At 69.9% G+C, this 15,775-nt stretch carries 14 protein-coding genes and 1 pseudogene; 6 read left to right on the plus strand and 9 right to left on the minus strand.

All coding sequences use genetic code 11. The annotated features are described in order from the left end of the window. Positions 1-82: 82 nt before the first annotated feature. On the minus strand, positions 83-952 hold the full coding sequence (locus ACWBNA_RS00935; protein WP_482701250.1) for a diacylglycerol kinase family protein: 870 nt from the start codon (positions 950-952) through the stop codon (positions 83-85). Positions 953-1,153: 201 nt separating this feature from the next. Between ACWBNA_RS00935 and ACWBNA_RS00940 the strand changes: the two genes are divergently transcribed. Beyond that, positions 1,154-2,437 (plus strand): adenylosuccinate synthase, encoded by a 1,284-nt coding sequence (locus ACWBNA_RS00940; protein WP_482701252.1) that lies wholly within the window; start codon positions 1,154-1,156, stop codon positions 2,435-2,437. Positions 2,438-2,624: 187 nt separating this feature from the next. Here the strand turns inward: ACWBNA_RS00940 and ACWBNA_RS00945 are convergent, their stop codons facing one another. From ACWBNA_RS00945 to ACWBNA_RS00965, 5 genes are read right to left on the minus strand one after another with little or no spacing between them, the layout of a single operon-like run. Then, complete coding sequence (locus ACWBNA_RS00945) at positions 2,625-4,379, minus strand: RICIN domain-containing protein (RefSeq protein WP_482701253.1); 1,755 nt, start codon at positions 4,377-4,379, stop codon at positions 2,625-2,627. 52 nt (positions 4,380-4,431) lie between these two features. Then, positions 4,432-5,253 (minus strand): carbohydrate ABC transporter permease, encoded by an 822-nt coding sequence (locus ACWBNA_RS00950; RefSeq protein ID WP_482701255.1) that lies wholly within the window; start codon positions 5,251-5,253, stop codon positions 4,432-4,434. Continuing rightward, complete coding sequence (locus ACWBNA_RS00955) at positions 5,250-6,221, minus strand: carbohydrate ABC transporter permease (protein WP_482701257.1); 972 nt, start codon at positions 6,219-6,221, stop codon at positions 5,250-5,252. Before ACWBNA_RS00955 ends, ACWBNA_RS00950 begins: the two co-directional genes overlap by 4 nt. Before the next feature lie 10 nt (positions 6,222-6,231). Continuing rightward, positions 6,232-7,479 (minus strand): sugar ABC transporter substrate-binding protein, encoded by a 1,248-nt coding sequence (locus ACWBNA_RS00960; RefSeq protein ID WP_482701259.1) that lies wholly within the window; start codon positions 7,477-7,479, stop codon positions 6,232-6,234. Between the two features lie 43 nt (positions 7,480-7,522). Next, a complete protein-coding gene (locus ACWBNA_RS00965) occupies positions 7,523-9,472 on the minus strand; it encodes a glycoside hydrolase family 127 protein (protein ID WP_482701261.1) in 1,950 nt (649 codons plus the stop codon). A 209-nt stretch (positions 9,473-9,681) separates the two neighbouring features. On the opposite strand from ACWBNA_RS00965, the gene ACWBNA_RS00970 reads away from it, so the two are divergent. The 3 genes and pseudogenes from ACWBNA_RS00970 to ACWBNA_RS00980 all read left to right on the plus strand — a co-directional run bounded on the left by ACWBNA_RS00970 (position 9,682) and on the right by ACWBNA_RS00980 (position 11,504). Next, positions 9,682-10,722: a LacI family DNA-binding transcriptional regulator gene (locus ACWBNA_RS00970; RefSeq protein WP_482701263.1), complete on the plus strand. Its 1,041-nt coding sequence runs from the start codon at positions 9,682-9,684 to the stop codon at positions 10,720-10,722. 94 nt (positions 10,723-10,816) lie between these two features. Beyond that, positions 10,817-11,091 (plus strand): annotated as a pseudogene (locus ACWBNA_RS00975) (5'-nucleotidase C-terminal domain-containing protein); the annotation flags it as partial. 119 nt (positions 11,092-11,210) lie between these two features. After that, positions 11,211-11,504 carry a hypothetical protein gene (locus ACWBNA_RS00980; RefSeq protein WP_482701265.1) on the plus strand — a complete coding sequence of 98 codons (294 nt, stop codon included), beginning with the start codon at positions 11,211-11,213 and terminating at the stop codon, positions 11,502-11,504. 3 nt (positions 11,505-11,507) lie between these two features. On the opposite strand, the gene ACWBNA_RS00985 is transcribed toward ACWBNA_RS00980, so the two are convergent. From ACWBNA_RS00985 to ACWBNA_RS00995, 3 genes are all read right to left on the minus strand, one after another. Continuing rightward, positions 11,508-12,158: a hypothetical protein gene (locus ACWBNA_RS00985; protein ID WP_482701267.1), complete on the minus strand. Its 651-nt coding sequence runs from the start codon at positions 12,156-12,158 to the stop codon at positions 11,508-11,510. Positions 12,159-12,291: 133 nt separating this feature from the next. Next, the gene (locus ACWBNA_RS00990) at positions 12,292-12,993 is read right to left on the minus strand and encodes a GntR family transcriptional regulator (RefSeq protein WP_482701269.1); all 702 of its coding nucleotides are present in this window, start codon (positions 12,991-12,993) and stop codon (positions 12,292-12,294) included. Positions 12,994-13,095: 102 nt separating this feature from the next. Next, positions 13,096-14,451, minus strand: coding sequence for an aminotransferase class III-fold pyridoxal phosphate-dependent enzyme (locus ACWBNA_RS00995; protein WP_482701271.1), 1,356 nt, complete (start codon positions 14,449-14,451; stop codon positions 13,096-13,098). Between the two features lie 188 nt (positions 14,452-14,639). Here ACWBNA_RS00995 and ACWBNA_RS01000 point away from each other — a divergent pair, with 188 nt between their 5' ends. Continuing rightward, positions 14,640-15,248, plus strand: a complete 609-nt coding sequence (locus ACWBNA_RS01000; RefSeq protein WP_482701273.1) for a type 1 glutamine amidotransferase family protein — start codon at positions 14,640-14,642, stop codon at positions 15,246-15,248. Further along, positions 15,245-15,706: a MarR family winged helix-turn-helix transcriptional regulator gene (locus ACWBNA_RS01005; RefSeq protein ID WP_482701275.1), complete on the plus strand. Its 462-nt coding sequence runs from the start codon at positions 15,245-15,247 to the stop codon at positions 15,704-15,706. The genes ACWBNA_RS01000 and ACWBNA_RS01005 overlap by 4 nt, the downstream gene beginning before the upstream one ends. Positions 15,707-15,775: the final 69 nt, after the last annotated feature.

A 15,775-nucleotide genomic window follows, 5' to 3' on the forward strand; every position in this document is an offset into this window, starting at 1 on the left:
CACCAGGTGCCGCCACCGGCAACGTCAGCCCCTCATGCCACCGGCAACGTCAGCCCCTCATGCCACCGGCAACGTCAGCCCCTCACGCCACCGGCAACGTCAGCCCCCAGGCCCCCTCCCACACCGTCCACGTCCGCCTCCGTACCGGCCCCGACACCACCGCGTCCGCCCGGTACCGGAAGTCCGGCCCGGACACGGTGATCCGGCGCCCCGTCGCCAGCAGTGGGGTCGCCTCCGCGCCCACCGACAGCGGCCGAGCCTCGACCTCGGCCAGCCCGGAGGCGCCCGGGGTGACCGACAGGGCCTCCAGGGGCTGGTCCAGGTCCACCAGGGTGACCCCGTCGACCTCCACGCGCAGGCGGGAGTGGCCGAGGGCGGACGCCGGGGAGGGGGAGCGGGCGGGGCGGGCCGTCACCAGGGTCCGTACGAGGGACTGGCATGTCCGTATCCAGGGCCGGCCGGAGTCGAAGTCGGCGCCGTGCCGGTCCGGCTCCGCCGCGTCCTGAGGCATCCCCAGCAGGTGCGGAATCCGCAACGCCCCCAGCACCACCCCGTCGCTCTCGTCGACGAGCAGGTCCATGCGCCGCTCGGTGCCGTCCAGGACGGTCCGTGCCGCCGCCACCGCGCCCGCGGGGATGCCCAGGGAGCGGGCCAGGGCCTGGGCGCCTCCCACGGGCACCACGGACAGTCCACATCCGGCCAGCTCCCGCCACCGGTGCAGCAGGGACACCGTCCGCACCAGGGCCTGGTCGTCGCCGATCACGACCGGCCTGCGGGAACCTTTTCTCCGGAGTGCCCGGGCGAATTCCTCGGGCCCCTCCGGGAGGCACACTTTCGTGGTCGCACCCGCGCTGAGCACGTCTTTCGCGATCCGTACGGCCTCACCGTCGGTCCGGCGGGCGACCGGGTCTATGACCACCAGGAGCTGGTCGGAAGTCGCCACCTCGGTCATGCCTCGCTTCCTCGGGTAGCATCTTTGTGCAAGAGCCCCTTGCGCTATTGCGCCAGGGGCTTCGTCTATTCCGGGGCATCCGGTCCGACGGGTTGCGGCCAACGAAGGTCGCCGGTGTACGAAACAGGCTGTGCGAGGCACAGTCAATGGCGCGTACGCCTCTGACCTTGGACATGCCCCGCCCGGAAGGGGTGTACGCGCGTGCCCGCACTTGTGCTGCTCGGTGCTCAGTGGGGTGACGAAGGCAAGGGAAAGGCAACCGACCTGCTCGGTGGCTCGGTGGACTATGTGGTGCGCTACCAGGGCGGCAACAACGCCGGCCACACGGTAGTCGTGGGCGATCAGAAGTACGCCCTCCACCTCCTCCCTTCCGGAATCCTCTCGCCGGGGTGCACCCCGGTCATCGGCAACGGAGTCGTCGTCGACCCGTCGGTCCTGTTCTCCGAGCTGAACGGACTGAACGAGCGTGGCGTCGACACGTCCAAGCTCCTGATCAGTGGTAACGCCCACATCATCACGCCGTACAACGTCACCGTCGACAAGGTGACGGAACGGTTCCTCGGGAAGCGGAAGATCGGGACCACCGGGCGCGGCATCGGCCCGACGTACGCGGACAAGATCAACCGTGTCGGCATCCGCGTCCAGGACCTGTACGACGAGTCGATCCTCACGCAGAAGGTCGAGGCGGCCCTCGACGTCAAGAACCAGATCCTCACCAAGCTGTACAACCGGCGTGCGATCGCCGTCGACCAGGTGGTCGAGGAGCTGCTGACCTACGCCGACAGGCTCGCGCCGTACGTCGCCGACACGGTTCTGGTCCTCAACCAGGCCCTGGAGAACGACAAGGTGGTCCTCTTCGAGGGCGGCCAGGGCACTCTCCTGGACATCGACCACGGCACGTACCCCTTCGTCACCTCCTCGAACCCGACCGCGGGCGGCGCCTGCACGGGCTCCGGGGTCGGCCCGACGAAGATCAGCCGGGTCATCGGCATCCTGAAGGCGTACACGACCCGAGTCGGCGCGGGCCCGTTCCCCACGGAGCTCTTCGACGAGGACGGCGAGGCGCTGCGCCGCATCGGCGGCGAGAAGGGCGTCACGACCGGCCGTGACCGCCGCTGCGGCTGGTTCGACGCGGTGATCGCGCGGTACGCGACCCGCGTGAACGGCCTGACGGACTTCTTCCTCACCAAGCTGGACGTCCTCACCGGCTGGGAGGAGATCCCGGTCTGCGTGGCGTACGAGATCGACGGCAAGCGCGTCGAGGAACTCCCGTACTCCCAGACCGACTTCCACCACGCGAAGCCGGTCTACGAGATGCTGCCGGGCTGGTCCGAGGACATCTCCAAGGCGAAGTCCTTCTCCGACCTCCCGAAGAACGCCCAGGACTACGTCAAGGCGCTGGAGGAGATGTCGGGCGCGCCGATCTCCGCGATCGGCGTCGGCCCGGGCCGGACCGAGACGATCGAGATCAACTCGTTCATCTAGGACGGCTTTTCAGCACAGTTGCCTCGTGTGCCCCCGTCCGTTCCCGGACGGGGGCACACGCGTGTGGTCACTTGGAGGAGTTCATCGACGCGCATCGTCGAGCAGGGCTGACACGGCTCACGCCCGCGTGACACGAGTGCGCCCCCGGCCGACATCCGGGGGCGTACCCGTACCTGGGGAACCGGCCTCAGCGCGAGGTCAGCCTCCACAGGTGGTCGGCCGTGCCGTTGTCGGTCCACTGGAGGACCTGGGCGCCGGACGCGGTGCTCATCTGGTCCACGCCCAGCAGGAGCCCGCTGTTGTAGTTGGCGATCTTGTAGTAGCCGTCGCGGGCCGGGATCACCTGCCAGAGGTGGTCGGCGGTGCCGCTGTCGCCCCAGATCAGGGCCGTACCACCGTCACTCGTGCTCATGGTGTTGATGCCCAGCACCAAGCCGCTCTTCTGGTTGACGATCTTGTACAGGCCCGAGCCGGCTCCCACCAGGGTCCAGTTCTGGTCGGTGCCGGTGGTGGACGTGGCCTGGACGACCGAGGTGCCCTGAGCGGTGCCCGCGTTCAGGGTGTCCAGGGCGAGGCCGCTGTTCTTGTTGGTGATCTGGTAGCGCCCGGCCAGTGAGGTGTTGGTGCCGGTCGGGGTGATCACCACGTGGTAGCCGTCGGTGGCGTTCATCGTGACCGGCACGGTGACGGAGCCGCCGGACACCGTGTAGTCGGCGTCCGAGATGGCGATCGGGCCGGGGGACGCCGTGGTGCGGCCGGTGCCCGGGCTGTACTCCACCTTGACGTGGACCGTGCTGCCGAAGGCCGACAGGGAGGAGAGGCCGTTGACCGTCACCGCGCAGGAGCCCGTGCAGCCGCCCGCGACGACGCTGATCTGGTTGCCCGCGCTGTTGCGGGCGGCGATGCCGTCGATGCCGGTCTGCGCCGGGGGCGTGGTGACCAGCATGTTCCCCGACATGTCGCCGTACCACTTGTACGTCCAGTACGACCCGTTGGGCGAGCCGCCGGTGTCGGTCAGGGTGTCGCCGAGGGTGCCGTAGTGGTTCCAGAAGGCGAGTTCGGCGTCCCGTACGCCGGTCCGCTCGAATTTGGCGGCATAGCCGATGAGGGCGCCGGAGTTGCCCATCTCCGCGGGAGTGCCGTACTCCTCGATGGAGATCGGGCGCGGGCTGATGCCGAGGCTCGACTCCAGGGACCGGTACGCGGAGACGTGTGCCGCGATGTCCTTGCTGCCGTTCAGCTCGTGCCAGGCGATGACGTCGGGGACGGTGCCGCTGGCCTTGGCGTCGGTGAGGAACGAGCTCATCCAGGACTGGTTCCACGCCGAATAGCTCGGGCCCTGGATCGGGGTCGTCGTGTCCTTGGCGCGGACCTCCTTGAACGTGCGCGCCCAACCCGCGTTGAAGGCGCCCGCGTTGGTGGTGTCCCAGGTCCAGTCGGGCTCGTTCCACAGCTCGTACGCTTGGATGTTGGTGGCGCCGGAGGACTGAACGGACGCGACCTGCCTGTCGACCGCGGACAGCCAGTCGCTCCAACTCACCCATTGATACGGGAAGTTGGGGTACCAGTCCGGCATGCGGACCACCACCTTCGCTCCCGCCCGTGCAGCCTTCGGCGCTACGACGAGCGCGTCGCCCGCGGGACGGGGCTCGCCGTTGGGCAGCTGGGAGCCGCCCGGGGCCATCTGCACGAAGGTGTTCGGCTTGAGGGCGGTGACCAGGCTGTCGGTGGGGGTGGACGCGTCGGCCAGGCCGTAGAGGCTGCCGGTCGCCACATGGGTGACCGGGCGCAGGGCCTGGTTGGCGTTGACGACCAGGGTGGTGGCGGAGGTGGGGACCGCCTGGGCGGACGGCACGGTGAGGGCCAGTGCCGTGACGGTCAGCGCGGCGGCGCCGAGGGCGGCGGTCAGGCGCCTCGGGGTGGGGGGTCTTGTGCGGCTCATGACAGGGGTTCTCCTCGACGGAGGGGATGGGGGGACAGAGGTCCTGCGCGGCTCAGTCCTTCACCGCGCCCGCGGTGACGCCCGCGGCCACGTAGCGCTGCGCGAGGACCAGCAGCACCGCTGCGGGGACGGACGCGACGACGGCGGTGGCCATGATCGCGTTCCACTCCTGGTTGTTGTTGCCGATGTACTTGTAGATGCCGAGGGTGATCGGCCTCCAGTCGCCGCCGCCGTCGAGGGTGTTGGCGAAGACGAAGTCGGACCAGGCCCACAGGAAGCTGAAGAGCGAGACCGTGACGAGGGCGTTGCGGCTCACGGGCAGGACGATCGACCAGAAGGTGCGGAAGGTGCCGGCGCCGTCGATGCGGGATGCGGCGATCAGCTCGCCGGGGATGCCCGACATGAACGCGGTGAAGATCATGACGCCGAACGGCACGGCGATGGTGGAGTCCGCGATGATCAGGCCCCACCAGGAGTTGAGCAGGCCGAGGTCGAGGAAGATGCCGTAGAAGCCCATCGCCATGACGATCCCGGGGATCATCTGGGCGACCAGCAGGACCAGGCCGAGGGCGCCGCCGCCGAACGGGCGGAGTTTCGCCAGCGCGTAGCCGGCCGGGGCGGCGAGGACGAGGGTGAGGGCGACGGTGCCGAGGCCGATGAGCAGGCTGGTGCCGAGGTAGGGCAGCTGGTCGTCGAGGACGGCCCGGTAGCCCTCGAAAGTGGGATGCAGCGGGAACAGGTCCGGCGGGGTCTTGCGCATGTCCTGCTGCGGGGTGAGGGACACGTTCAGCATCCAGTACACCGGGAACAGCATCAGCGCGGTGAGGACGATCCCGATGACGGTGTAACGGCGGGAGGCCGTGCGCGACTTCACGCTTCCTGCCTCCTCTGGCCGGACTGGACGCGGATGTACAGCAGGCCGAAGACGAGGGCGATGAGGATGAGGATGTTGCCGACCGCCGCCCCCGGGCCGAACTTGGGCAGCAAGGTGCCGAATCCGAGCTGGTAGGACCAGGTCGCCAGGGTGGACGAGGCGTCGCCCGGGCCGCCCTTGGTCATGATCCAGATCAGGTCGAACACCTTGAGGGTGTAGACGAGACCGAGGAGCAGGGTGATCGCCGACACCGGCCGCAGCAGCGGGAAGGTGATCCGGCGGAACTGCTGCCAGGCGCCCGCGCCGTCCAGGGACGCCGCCTCGTACAGCTCGCCCGGGATGTTCTGCAGCCCGCTGTAGAGGATGACCAGGTTGAACGGGATACCGATCCAGATGTTCGCGATGATCACCGAGGTGAGTGCCCAGTCCGGCGAGGTCAGCCAGCCGACCGCGTCCACGCCGAAGAAGTGGAGGAAGTAGTTCACCACGCCCGACTCGCTGTTGAGCATCCACGACCACGAGGACGCCGACACGATCAGCGGCAGCAGCCATGGGATCAGGAACAGGGCGCGCAGGGTGGGCGCCAGGCGGAAGTGCCGGTTGAAGAAGACCGCGAGGGCGAGGCCGATGGCGTACTGGAACGCGATCGACACGAAGGTGAAGATCATGGTGTGGCGCATCGCCGGGCCGAACGTCGGGTCGTCCAGCACCTTCTGGAAGTTGTCCCACCCGGAGAACGGCGCGTCCCCCGACACGAACGACCGGACGGTGTAGTCGCGCAGGCTCAGATCGAGGTTGCGGTAGAGGGGATAGACGTAGAACGCGGCGAGGTAGGCGAGCAGCGGGGCGACGAAGGCGAGCGCGGTGAGCCTGGTCCTGCGCCTTTGCCGGCGCCGCAGCGGCAGGGAGTCGGCCGCCTTCGGTACGACCCGGTCCCGTGGCGGGCGGTCGACTCGGGCGAGGGTCATGACGTGGGACCTAGCCCTTCTCGGCGCTCGACTGGGCCGTGTCCAGGGCGTCCTGCGGGCTCTTGCCGCCGGACAGGGCGGACTGGACGGCGGTCCACATCGGCTGGGAGATGGTCGGGTACTTCGAGCCGAGTCCGCCGCTGGTGCGGCCGCGGGCCGCGGCGACCGCGGACACCCACGGCTTCAGCTTCGGGTTCGCCGCCACCTGCTGGGACTGCACGGCGGCCGTCGGGGCGATGTACGTCAAGGTCGTGTCCGTGGCCAGGAGGTTCACGCCGCTGGTCAGACACGTGACGATCTTCTTGGTGACGTCGTAGCGCGCGGTGTCCTTCTGCACGGGGACGGTGACGAACTCGCCGCCCGTCGGCACCGGTGCGGAACCCCCGTTCTGCGCGGGGACGTTGATGACGCCGTAGTCGAAGCCGGCCTTGTCGGCGTTGCCGAGCTGCCAGGTGCCGTTCTCGCCGAACGCGTAGTCGCCGGTGGCGAACTCCTGCCAGCTGGTGGTCTGCGTGTTGGTGAGGACGTCCTTGGGGGCGAGCCCGCCGTCCACCCACTGCTTCCACAGCGTGAGCGCGGCCACGCCCTTGTCGGAGTTCAGCTTGGTGAGGTCGCCGCCGGCGCCCCAGAACCACGGCAGGAACTGGAAGCTGCCCTCCTCCGTGTTGATCGCGGAGAAGGTGATGCCCTTCTTCCCGGCCGCCTTGACCTTCTGCAGGGCCGCGGTGAGGGACTTCCAGTCCTTGATGGTGGCCGGGTCGACGCCCGCCACCGACAGGACCTTCTTGTTGTAGTAGAGGGCGAGCGTGTTGGCGCCGATCGGGACGCCGTAGGAGGCGTCGTCGATGGTGCCCGCCCCGATGATGTTCTTCTGGATCGACTTGGTGTCGAGGCCGAGGTCGCTCGTCTTGTTGAGGATGCCCGCCTCGACGAGCGTGGAGACGACCGGGTTGTCCACCAGCATCACGTCGGGCGCGTTGCCCTGCTGGGCGGCCAGCAGGGCCTTGTTGCCGAGGTCGGTGGTGTCGTACGCGGTGCGCTTGACGGTCACCCCGGCCTTCGTCCCGCACCCGGTGACGAGCTTGCCCCACGGGGAGGAGGCGTCGAACTGCGGGTAAGGATCCCAGAAGGTGTACGTCCCTCCGGACGCGTCGGAGGAGCCCGACCCGTCGTCGGAGCCGCCTCCGCAGGCGGTGAGGGAGGCGAGGGTGCCGACGGCGGCGACTGCGGCCAGGAGGGTGCGGCGGGTGGATATCACGGGGTGACCTCGTTGTCGTGGAAGAGAGGAAGGCAGGGGGGCTTCAGGAGGTGGGCAGCCAGACGCGCATGCTGCCGTCCTCGCGGTTGGCCCAGGCGTAGTAAGGGACAGCGGTCAACTCGACCGGTTCGCCGCCCTGCTGGGGCGACTCGTCGGCGGAGGCGTACGGCCACCAGCCCGCGTCCGGGAGGTGCCGCCGGCTGCCCGCCGCCACGACCGAGGTGACGCCGCCGAGCAGGTCGGGGCGGTGCTTCACGGCGAGCGGGCGGGTGGTGTCGATGACGATGTCGTCCAGGCCGCCGCCGGGGTGGTCGACCCCTTCGAGGCAGTAGACGAGGGGTCCGCGTTCGATGGCCACGCAGCCGCGTACGGCGTCCACGCGCGGGTCGGCGGCGGTCAGCCGCGGCTCCAGGTGGAGTTCCAGGACGACCTGGTCCCCGGGCGCCCAGGTCCGCTCCAGCCGCAGCCAGCCGTCGGTGACGGGACCCTCGTACGTCTCCTCCCCGCACCGGGCCCGGAAGTCGCGGCACCACTGCGGGACCCGGAGAGACAGGGTCCAGGGGCGGTCGACCGGGGTCTCCTCGACGGTGAGGGCGATGGTTCCCTCCCAGGGATAGTCGGTCTCGCAGCGGACGGTGAGGTCGCCGACGGTGTAGCGGCCGGTGACGTACTGGTGGATCTGGAGGCCCTTGTCGTCACCGCTGGCCAGGTAGTGCTCCAGGGAGGCCAGCAGCCGCATGACGTTCGGCGGGCAGCAGGCGCAGCGGAACCAGCGGGTGCGGCGGGCCGACTGGTCGCCGCCGGGGTCGGTGTGGCCGTCGCGGACCTGGAGCGGGTTGACGTACAGCCAGCCCTCGCCGTCCAGCGACACCCCGGCCAGGAAGCCGTTGTAGAGGGTGCGTTCGATCAGGTCCGAGTAGCGGGCCTCGCCGGTGAGCAGGGCCATGCGCCAGCTCCACTGGACGGAGGCGATGGCGGCGCAGGTCTCGCAGTAGGCGCGCTCGTTGGGCAGCTCGTACGGGTCGCCGAAGTCCTCCTCGTCGTGGTGGGCGCCGAGCCCGCCGGTGAGGTGGGTCTTGGTGGTGGTCATGGCGTGCCACAACCGCTCGGAGGCGGCCCGGAGTCCGTCGTCCCCGGTCTCGGTGGCCAGGTCGGCGGCAGCGGCCAGCAGGTAGAGCTGGCGTACGGCGTGGCCCTCGACGTTCGTCGCCTCGCGCACCGGGACCCGGTCCTGGCAGTAGGCCTCGCCGCCGAGCAGCCCGTGACCGTGCCGGTCGACGAAGTAGGCGGCGAGGTCGAGGTAGCGGCGCTCGCCGGTCTCCCGGTACAGCTCGACCAGGGCGGTCTCGACCTCGGGGTGGCCGTCGATGCCGTCGATGGGTTTGCCGCTGCCGGGCGGGCCGAAGACGGAGTCGACGTGGTCGGCGAACTTCCGGGCCACGTCGAGGAGTTCGGGGCGGCCGGTGGCACGGTGGTGGGCGACGGCGGCCTGGATGAGATGGCCGGCGCAGTACAGCTCGTGCCCCCAGCGCAGGTCCTGGTACCGCTCACCGCCCTTGACCAGCTGGAACCAGGTGTTGAGGTAGCCGTCGGGCTGCTGGGCGGCGGCGACGAGATCGGTGATCCGGTCGACGTGTGCTTCGAGGTTCCCGGCCGGTTCCTGGGCGAGCTGCCAGGAGGCGGCCTCCAGCCACTTGTAGACGTCCGTGTCCACGAAGGGGTACGCGCCCTGGAACTTGCCCTGGAACTCGCCGTCGGCCGCCGCATGCGACAGCGCCTCCTCCGTGCCCGCCGCGAGCCGCAGGTTGTGCAGGTTCCCGGCGGACTCCAGCAGCTGTGGCCCCTGCGGGATGGAGGTGCGTGCGTTGACCTCGCGCCGGGCGTGCCACAGGCCCGCCTCGATGACGGCGGCGGCGGGGCGCAGCGCGGCGCGGGCGTCCGGACCGAGACGGACCGGGCCCGTCGCGGACGGGGCGGCGGGTGTGCGGGGCATGGCTCTCCGAGGGTTGAGCGGTATCTGTCGAGCGGCATCACTGGGTCACTATTTGAGCAACCGTTTTCCTGACGAGAAAGTAGAGGGGAGGCGGAAAGTCCGGTCAAGAGGCGCGACAGGATATTTTCCTGCTTTCTCACCCACTGGAACTCGGCACTGTTGGATGCCACGATGGTGGGCAGCGTTGTCACCCAGGAAAAGGTTTGCTCGTGACCCAGGCTGCAAGTGCTCCAGGCTCTCCCCCCGCCGGCCGGGCCCGGCTCGCCGACGTCGCCGCGCTCGCGGGCGTCAGCGTGGGCACGGCCTCCAAGGCGCTCAACGGCGGCGGGAGGATGCGCCCGGAGACCCGCCAACGGGTCATGGATGCCGTGGCGACGCTCGGCTTCCGCCCCAACCAGCACGCCCAGAGCCTGCACACCGGCCGTAGCTGGACCGTCGGCCTGATGACCACGGACGGCATCGGCCGCTTCAGCACCCCGGTGCTCCTCGGCGCCGAGGACGCGCTCGGCGCCGGCAAGATCTCCGTCCTGCTCTGCGACACCCGCGGCGACGCGATCCGGGAAGAGCACCACCTGCGCAACCTCATGGACCGCCGGGTGGACGGCATCATCGTCACCGGCCGCCGCACGGACCCCCGCCCGCCGCTGACCGGCATCAGCGGCCTGGAGACGATCCCGGTGGTCTACGCCCTGTCACCCTCCACGGACCCGGCCGACACCTCCGTCGTCTCCGACGACCGCGGCGGCTCCCGACTGGCCGTGGAACACCTCCTGTCCGCCGGCCGCACCCGCATCGCCCACGTCACCGGCCCCGAACACCACGCCGCCGCCCGCGACAGGGCCCGCCACGGCGTGGAACACCTGGAGGGCGTGGGGCTCGGTCTGTCCACCGGCCGGGTCCACTTCGGCGAGTGGAGCGAGGCCTGGGGGCGCCGCGCCGCCGACGCGGTGCTGCGTACGGCACCCAAGACGGACGCGTTCTTCTGCGGCAACGACCAGATAGCGCGGGGAGTGGCGGACGCGCTGCGCGAGCGGGGCGTGAACGTCCCCGGCGAGATCGCGGTCGTCGGCTACGACAACTGGGACACCATGGCGCTGGCCTCCCGGCCGCCCCTCACCACGATCGACATGAACCTCGCGGAGATCGGGCGCATCGCGGCGCTGCGGCTGCTGGAGGCGATCGACGCGGAGGAGAGTGCGCCGGGGGAGCACACGGTGCCGTGCCGGCTGGTGGTGCGGGAGTCGACCTGAGGGTCAGCTCTCGGGCGGCGCCTGGAAACCGGTGGTGTCGAGCGTGCAGTTGAAGGGGGTGGGACGGGATGTCGATCTTGTCGCCGAACTCCACGACATGGCCCAGGCCGAGGGCTCGCGGATCAAGAACCTGACGTACGACGGGAAGGCGGTGACCGAGGATCAGGTCTTCGTCGTCGCCGTCAACAACTACCGGGCGAACGGCGGTTCCGGCCCCGCACATCGCCGACGCCGGCATCGCGTACAGCTCCACCGACGAGATCCGTCAGCTGAGGATCGGCTACGTGGCGGGGAAGGGGAACGCTGGACCCGGCGGACCACGCGACCGCCAACTGGAAGTTGACGCAGGACGGCAAGCCGGTGTTCTGAGAGCAGACCGCACCGATCGACCACAGGTGCTCGATCTTCGCATTCAGCACGAGACGAACGTGCGTGCACCAACGATATATATCGGGCATATGGTGTGCGGGAAAGGGAAGGTGATCGCGATGCGCGTACTGCTCAAGGCGTCCATGGACACGGAGAAGGCGAACGAGGCCATCCGGAACGGCACCCTGTCGAAACTGATCGAGGCGTCGTTGGAACAGATCAAGCCCGAAGCGGCCTACTTCACCTCCGAGAACGGCCAGCGCACCGCCTACATGGTCTTCGACATGCAGGACAGTTCGCAGATGCCGGTGATCAGCGAGCCGTTCTTCATGAACCTGGGTGCCAAGATCACCTACACCCCGGTGATGAACTACGAGGACGTGCAGAAGGGCCTCTCCCAGCTGGGGCGCTGACCCTCAGCTGAAGATGATCATCGACCCCTGGGCCAGACTCCGCGTCGCCGCCGCGTGCAGGCCGAGCCACACGTGACGTTCGCGGGCGAAGGGGCTGGGATCGTAGGGCACCGGTGCGGCCGGCTCCTCCAGCTCCGTGGGACCGAGCGGTGCTTCCGGGGGCGCCGGGGGGTTGGCCGGGTCGATGCCGAGTGACGGGGCGACGAACTCCAGCTCCCGCAGCAACGTCTGGGACGAGCCGAGCGGGCCGCCGCCCGCGAGGAGTTCGTCGTTGGACAGCGGGTGCGGGAAGTCCACGGGGACGTACGCGCCCGCGTGGTCGTAGTGCCACACGAGGTGGGACTGCTGGGCCGTCGCCTCGAACATCTCCAGCAACTGCTCGTAGTCGCCGCCCAGTTCGTCCACCGGCGTCACCGGCAGCCCGCAGACCTGGAGCAGGTAGGCGCGGCGCAGGAAGTGCAGCGCGTCGTAGTCGAAGCCCGCCACCGGCGCGACCTCGCCGGACAGTCCCGGCATGTACTGGTACACCGGAACCGGCGGAAGCCCGGCCTCGGCAAGCACCTTGTTGTATTGCGCGAGTTCCTCGGCGAACGGATTGTCCGGGGTGTGGCACAACACGTCTACGAGCGGCACCAGCCACAGGTCACAGGCCAAAAGTCAGCTCCTCGGTCACTCGCAGCGCTGCGGTCGTCACAGTGGTCGTCACACGGTGGTCAAGGCAGGGTAGTCGGTGCGGCACCGGGTCGGCTGCCCCTGTGCACGTCACATACCCGGCCCGGCCCGGCGCTCACCCCGTGGCGAGGCGTTCGATCAGGGCCAGGGCGTCCGCGTTGTACGCGGCGACGACCGAGCGGGCGGTGTCGGTGTCGTGCTCGGCCAGGGCGTCCACCAGTTCGGTGTGGCCGTGCCACAGACTGCCGCGCAGGTCGGTGAGCCGGCGCAGGTGCTGCACCGTGCACACCCAGGACTGGACGCGCAGCCGGTGCAGGAAGTCGGCGAGGTAGGGGTTGCCGAACAGGCTGCTCAGTTCGCGCCAGAAGCGCAGGTCGTAGCCGATCAGCACGGTGAGGTCACCGGCGGCCGCGGCGCGCCGCGCCTCGTCGGCGCGGCGGCGTACTCCGGCCACGGCGGCGGCCGTCCGGGGGTCGTCCAGGTCGCGGTACCCGAGGTGGCCGTTGTCGAGCGCCTGGAACATGCCGTCGGTGACCAGGGTGCGGGCCTCGAGGATGCCCCGGAAGTCCTCGACCGAGTACTCGTGCACCCGAAAGCCCCGGTGCTGGTCGGCCTCCAGGAGCCCCTGCGCGGACAGGTCCACCAGCGCCTCGCGCACGGGTGTCGCGGAGACGCCGTACTGCTCGGCGATCTCCTTCACCGTGAACTCCTGCCCCGGCTGCAGCCGCCCGGCCAGCACCTCGTCTCGAAGCGCGTCGGCGATCTGCTGCCGCAGGGTGCTGCGGGTCACGGCGCCGCTGCCGCTCGGGCCGGGCATGGTCGGGGCGTCTCCCTCGTCGCGGTCGGGTGGCGTACACGTACATGTCTACGAGCACGCCACCTTACGCGTTCGAATCGGCGAGGATGTCGGCCCAGGTGACTACTCCGTGTACTCGTCCGCCACCGACAGCGCCGTGTCCAGCGCGGCCAGCCCTTCCTTCAGCTCCGCCTCACTCGCGTTGCACGGCGGCACCACATGCGTCCGGTTCATGTTGATGAACGGCCACACCCCGCCGGCCTTCACGGCGGCCCCGAACGCGGCCATCGGCGCGTTCGCCTCACCGGCCGCGTTGTACGGCACCAGCGGCTCGCGCGTCTCCTGGTTCTTCACCAGTTCGATCGCCCAGAACATGCCGACGCCCCGGACCTCGCCCACCGACGGGTGCCGCTCGGCCAGCTCCCGCAGCGCCGGTGCGACGACGTCCGCCCCGAGCCGGGCCGCGTTCTCGACGACGCCCTCCTCGGCCATCACGTTGATCGTCGCGACGGCCGCCGCACACGCCAGCGGATGCCCCGAGTACGTCAGCCCGCCCGGGTAGGGCCGCTTCCCGAAGGTCTCCGCGATCGCCCCGGAGATCGCGACACCGCCGAGCGGCACATACCCGGAGTTCACGCCCTTCGCGAACGTCATCAGGTCCGGCACGACGTCGAACAGGTCCGCCGCGGACCACTCGCCGGTCCGCCCGAACCCGGACATGACCTCGTCCAGGATGAACACGATGCCGTACTTGTCGCAGATCTCACGGACGCCGGCGAGGTAGCCCGGCGGCGGGACCATGATCCCGGCGGTCCCGGGAATCGTCTCCAGGATGATCGCGGCTATCGTCCCCGGCCCCTCGAAGGCGATCGTCGTCTCCAGGTGCTCAAGGGCCCGTGCGCACTCCTCCTCCTCGGTCCGGGCGTAGAAGCGGGAGCGGTACAGGAAGGGCGCCCAGAAGTGCACGACACCGGCCGCGGCACCGTCGGAGGCCCAGCGGCGCGGGTCACCGGTGAGGTTGATCGCCTGCTGTGTGCCGCCGTGGTACGAGCGGTACGCCGACAGCAGCTTCGGCCGGCCCGTGTGCAGCCGCGCCATGCGCACCGCGTGCTCCACGGCGTCGGCACCGCCGTTGGTGAAGAAGATCTTGTCGAGGTCGCCGGGGGTCCGCTCGGCGATCAGCCGCGCCGCCTCCGACCTGGCCTCCAGCGCGAAGGCGGGCGCGAAGGTGGACAGGGTCGCGGCCTGTTCCTGGATCGCGGCGACGACCTTGGGGTGCTGGTAGCCGATGTTGGTGTAGACGAGTCCGCTGCTGAAGTCGAGGTACCGGTTGCCGTCGTAGTCCCAGAAGTACGACCCCTCCGCGCCGGCCACGGCGAGCGGGTCGATGAGCTCCTGCGCGGACCAGGAGTGGAACACGTGCGCACGGTCCGCGGCCTTCACGGCGGCGCCGACCTCGGGGTTTGGCTGAGGGGTCATGGACCGAGAGTAAATGTCCGCGATGCGGAAGCGATATCGGCGTCCTGTCTGTGGACGGCGGCTTTCCGCGACAGGTTGTCGAAGAGGTAGGGGTGGCGGGTGCTGACCGGGGGAACTATTGACAGCCTCCTGTCGAAATGACAGCATGTTGTCATCAAGGAAACAGTGAACGGCCCGAGGAGGCAGCCATGAGCCGCAAGCCCGTACATCTCGGCGTGTACGACACCCTCGCCGACTGGGAGACGGGGCACGCGACGGCGTATCTCGCCCGCGCCGGACACGAGATCCGCACGGTCGGCCCGACCCGCGAGCCGGTGACCTCCATCGGCGGCCTGGGCATCCGGCCCGACCTGGCCCTGGACGAGGTACGGCCGGAAGACAGCTCCCTGCTGATCCTCCCCGGCGCCGACCTCTGGGACCTGTCCGACGACCTCGCCCCCTTCGCCCGCAAGGCCCGCGCCTTCCTGGACGCCGGCGTTCCGGTCGCCGCGATCTGCGGGGCCACCGCCGGGCTCGCCCGCGAGGGCCTGCTCGACGACCGCGACCACACCAGCGCGGTCTCCTTCTACCTCGCCGCGACCGGATACGGCGGCGCCGAGCGGTACGTCGACGCGGACGCCGTCACCGACCGCGGCCTGATCACCGCCGGCCCGACCGAACCCGTCGCCTTCGCCCGGGAGATCCTCCGGCTCCTCGGGGTGTACGAGGGCGAGGTGCTCGACGCCTGGTACCGCCTGTTCCACGACTCCGACGCCGAGGCGTACGCCGTACTGGAGAAGGCGGGGGCCCAGCAGTGAGCCGGGAGCGGCAGGACCTGTTCAGTCGCAGCGCGCTCGGCGTCTTCCGGCTGAACGGGCAGTTCCTCGCCGTGGCGGAGGAGCTGGCAAAACCCGCCGCACTCACCGCCGCCTGGTGGCAGGTGCTCGGCGCGGTGCTCGGCGAACCGCTGCCGGTCTCCGGCATCGCCCGGGCGATGGGCATCACCCGGCAGAGCGTGCAGCGCATCGCCGATCTGCTGGTGCAGAAAGGGCTGGCCGAGTACCGGCCCAACCCCGCACACCGGCGCGCCAAGCTGCTGGCGCCCACGCCGGAGGGGCGGGCGGCGATCTCCCGCATCGGCCCCGGCCACGCGGCGTTCGCCGACCGGCTGGCCCAGGCGTACGGCGACGACGCCGAACTCGCCGAGGCCGTCCGGGTGCTGGAACGGCTGTCCAAGGTGCTCGAACAGCTGGGCCCGCCTGTTACGGAACCGTAGACAACGCCCAGCTCACCGCCGGGTGGAGCCGCACTATCCTCGGGCTGTTGCTCACGTGCGGGGCGGGGG

Source organism: Streptomyces sp. Q2 (assembly GCF_056820935.1).

Excerpts from the sequence above, each read along its gene's own strand:
- ACWBNA_RS00965 (WP_482701261.1), bottom strand. The coding sequence starts at position 9,472 with ATGCCCCGCACACCCGCCGCCCCGTCCGCGACGGGCCCGGTCCGTCTC.
- ACWBNA_RS00935 (WP_482701250.1), bottom strand. The coding sequence starts at position 952 with ATGACCGAGGTGGCGACTTCCGACCAGCTCCTGGTGGTCATAGACCCG.
- ACWBNA_RS00945 (WP_482701253.1), bottom strand. The coding sequence starts at position 4,379 with ATGAGCCGCACAAGACCCCCCACCCCGAGGCGCCTGACCGCCGCCCTC.
- ACWBNA_RS00980 (WP_482701265.1), top strand. The coding sequence starts at position 11,211 with ATGCGCGTACTGCTCAAGGCGTCCATGGACACGGAGAAGGCGAACGAG.
- ACWBNA_RS00995 (WP_482701271.1), bottom strand. The coding sequence starts at position 14,451 with ATGACCCCTCAGCCAAACCCCGAGGTCGGCGCCGCCGTGAAGGCCGCG.
- ACWBNA_RS01000 (WP_482701273.1), top strand. The coding sequence starts at position 14,640 with ATGAGCCGCAAGCCCGTACATCTCGGCGTGTACGACACCCTCGCCGAC.
- ACWBNA_RS00955 (WP_482701257.1), bottom strand. The coding sequence starts at position 6,221 with ATGACCCTCGCCCGAGTCGACCGCCCGCCACGGGACCGGGTCGTACCG.
- ACWBNA_RS00990 (WP_482701269.1), bottom strand. The coding sequence starts at position 12,993 with ATGCCCGGCCCGAGCGGCAGCGGCGCCGTGACCCGCAGCACCCTGCGG.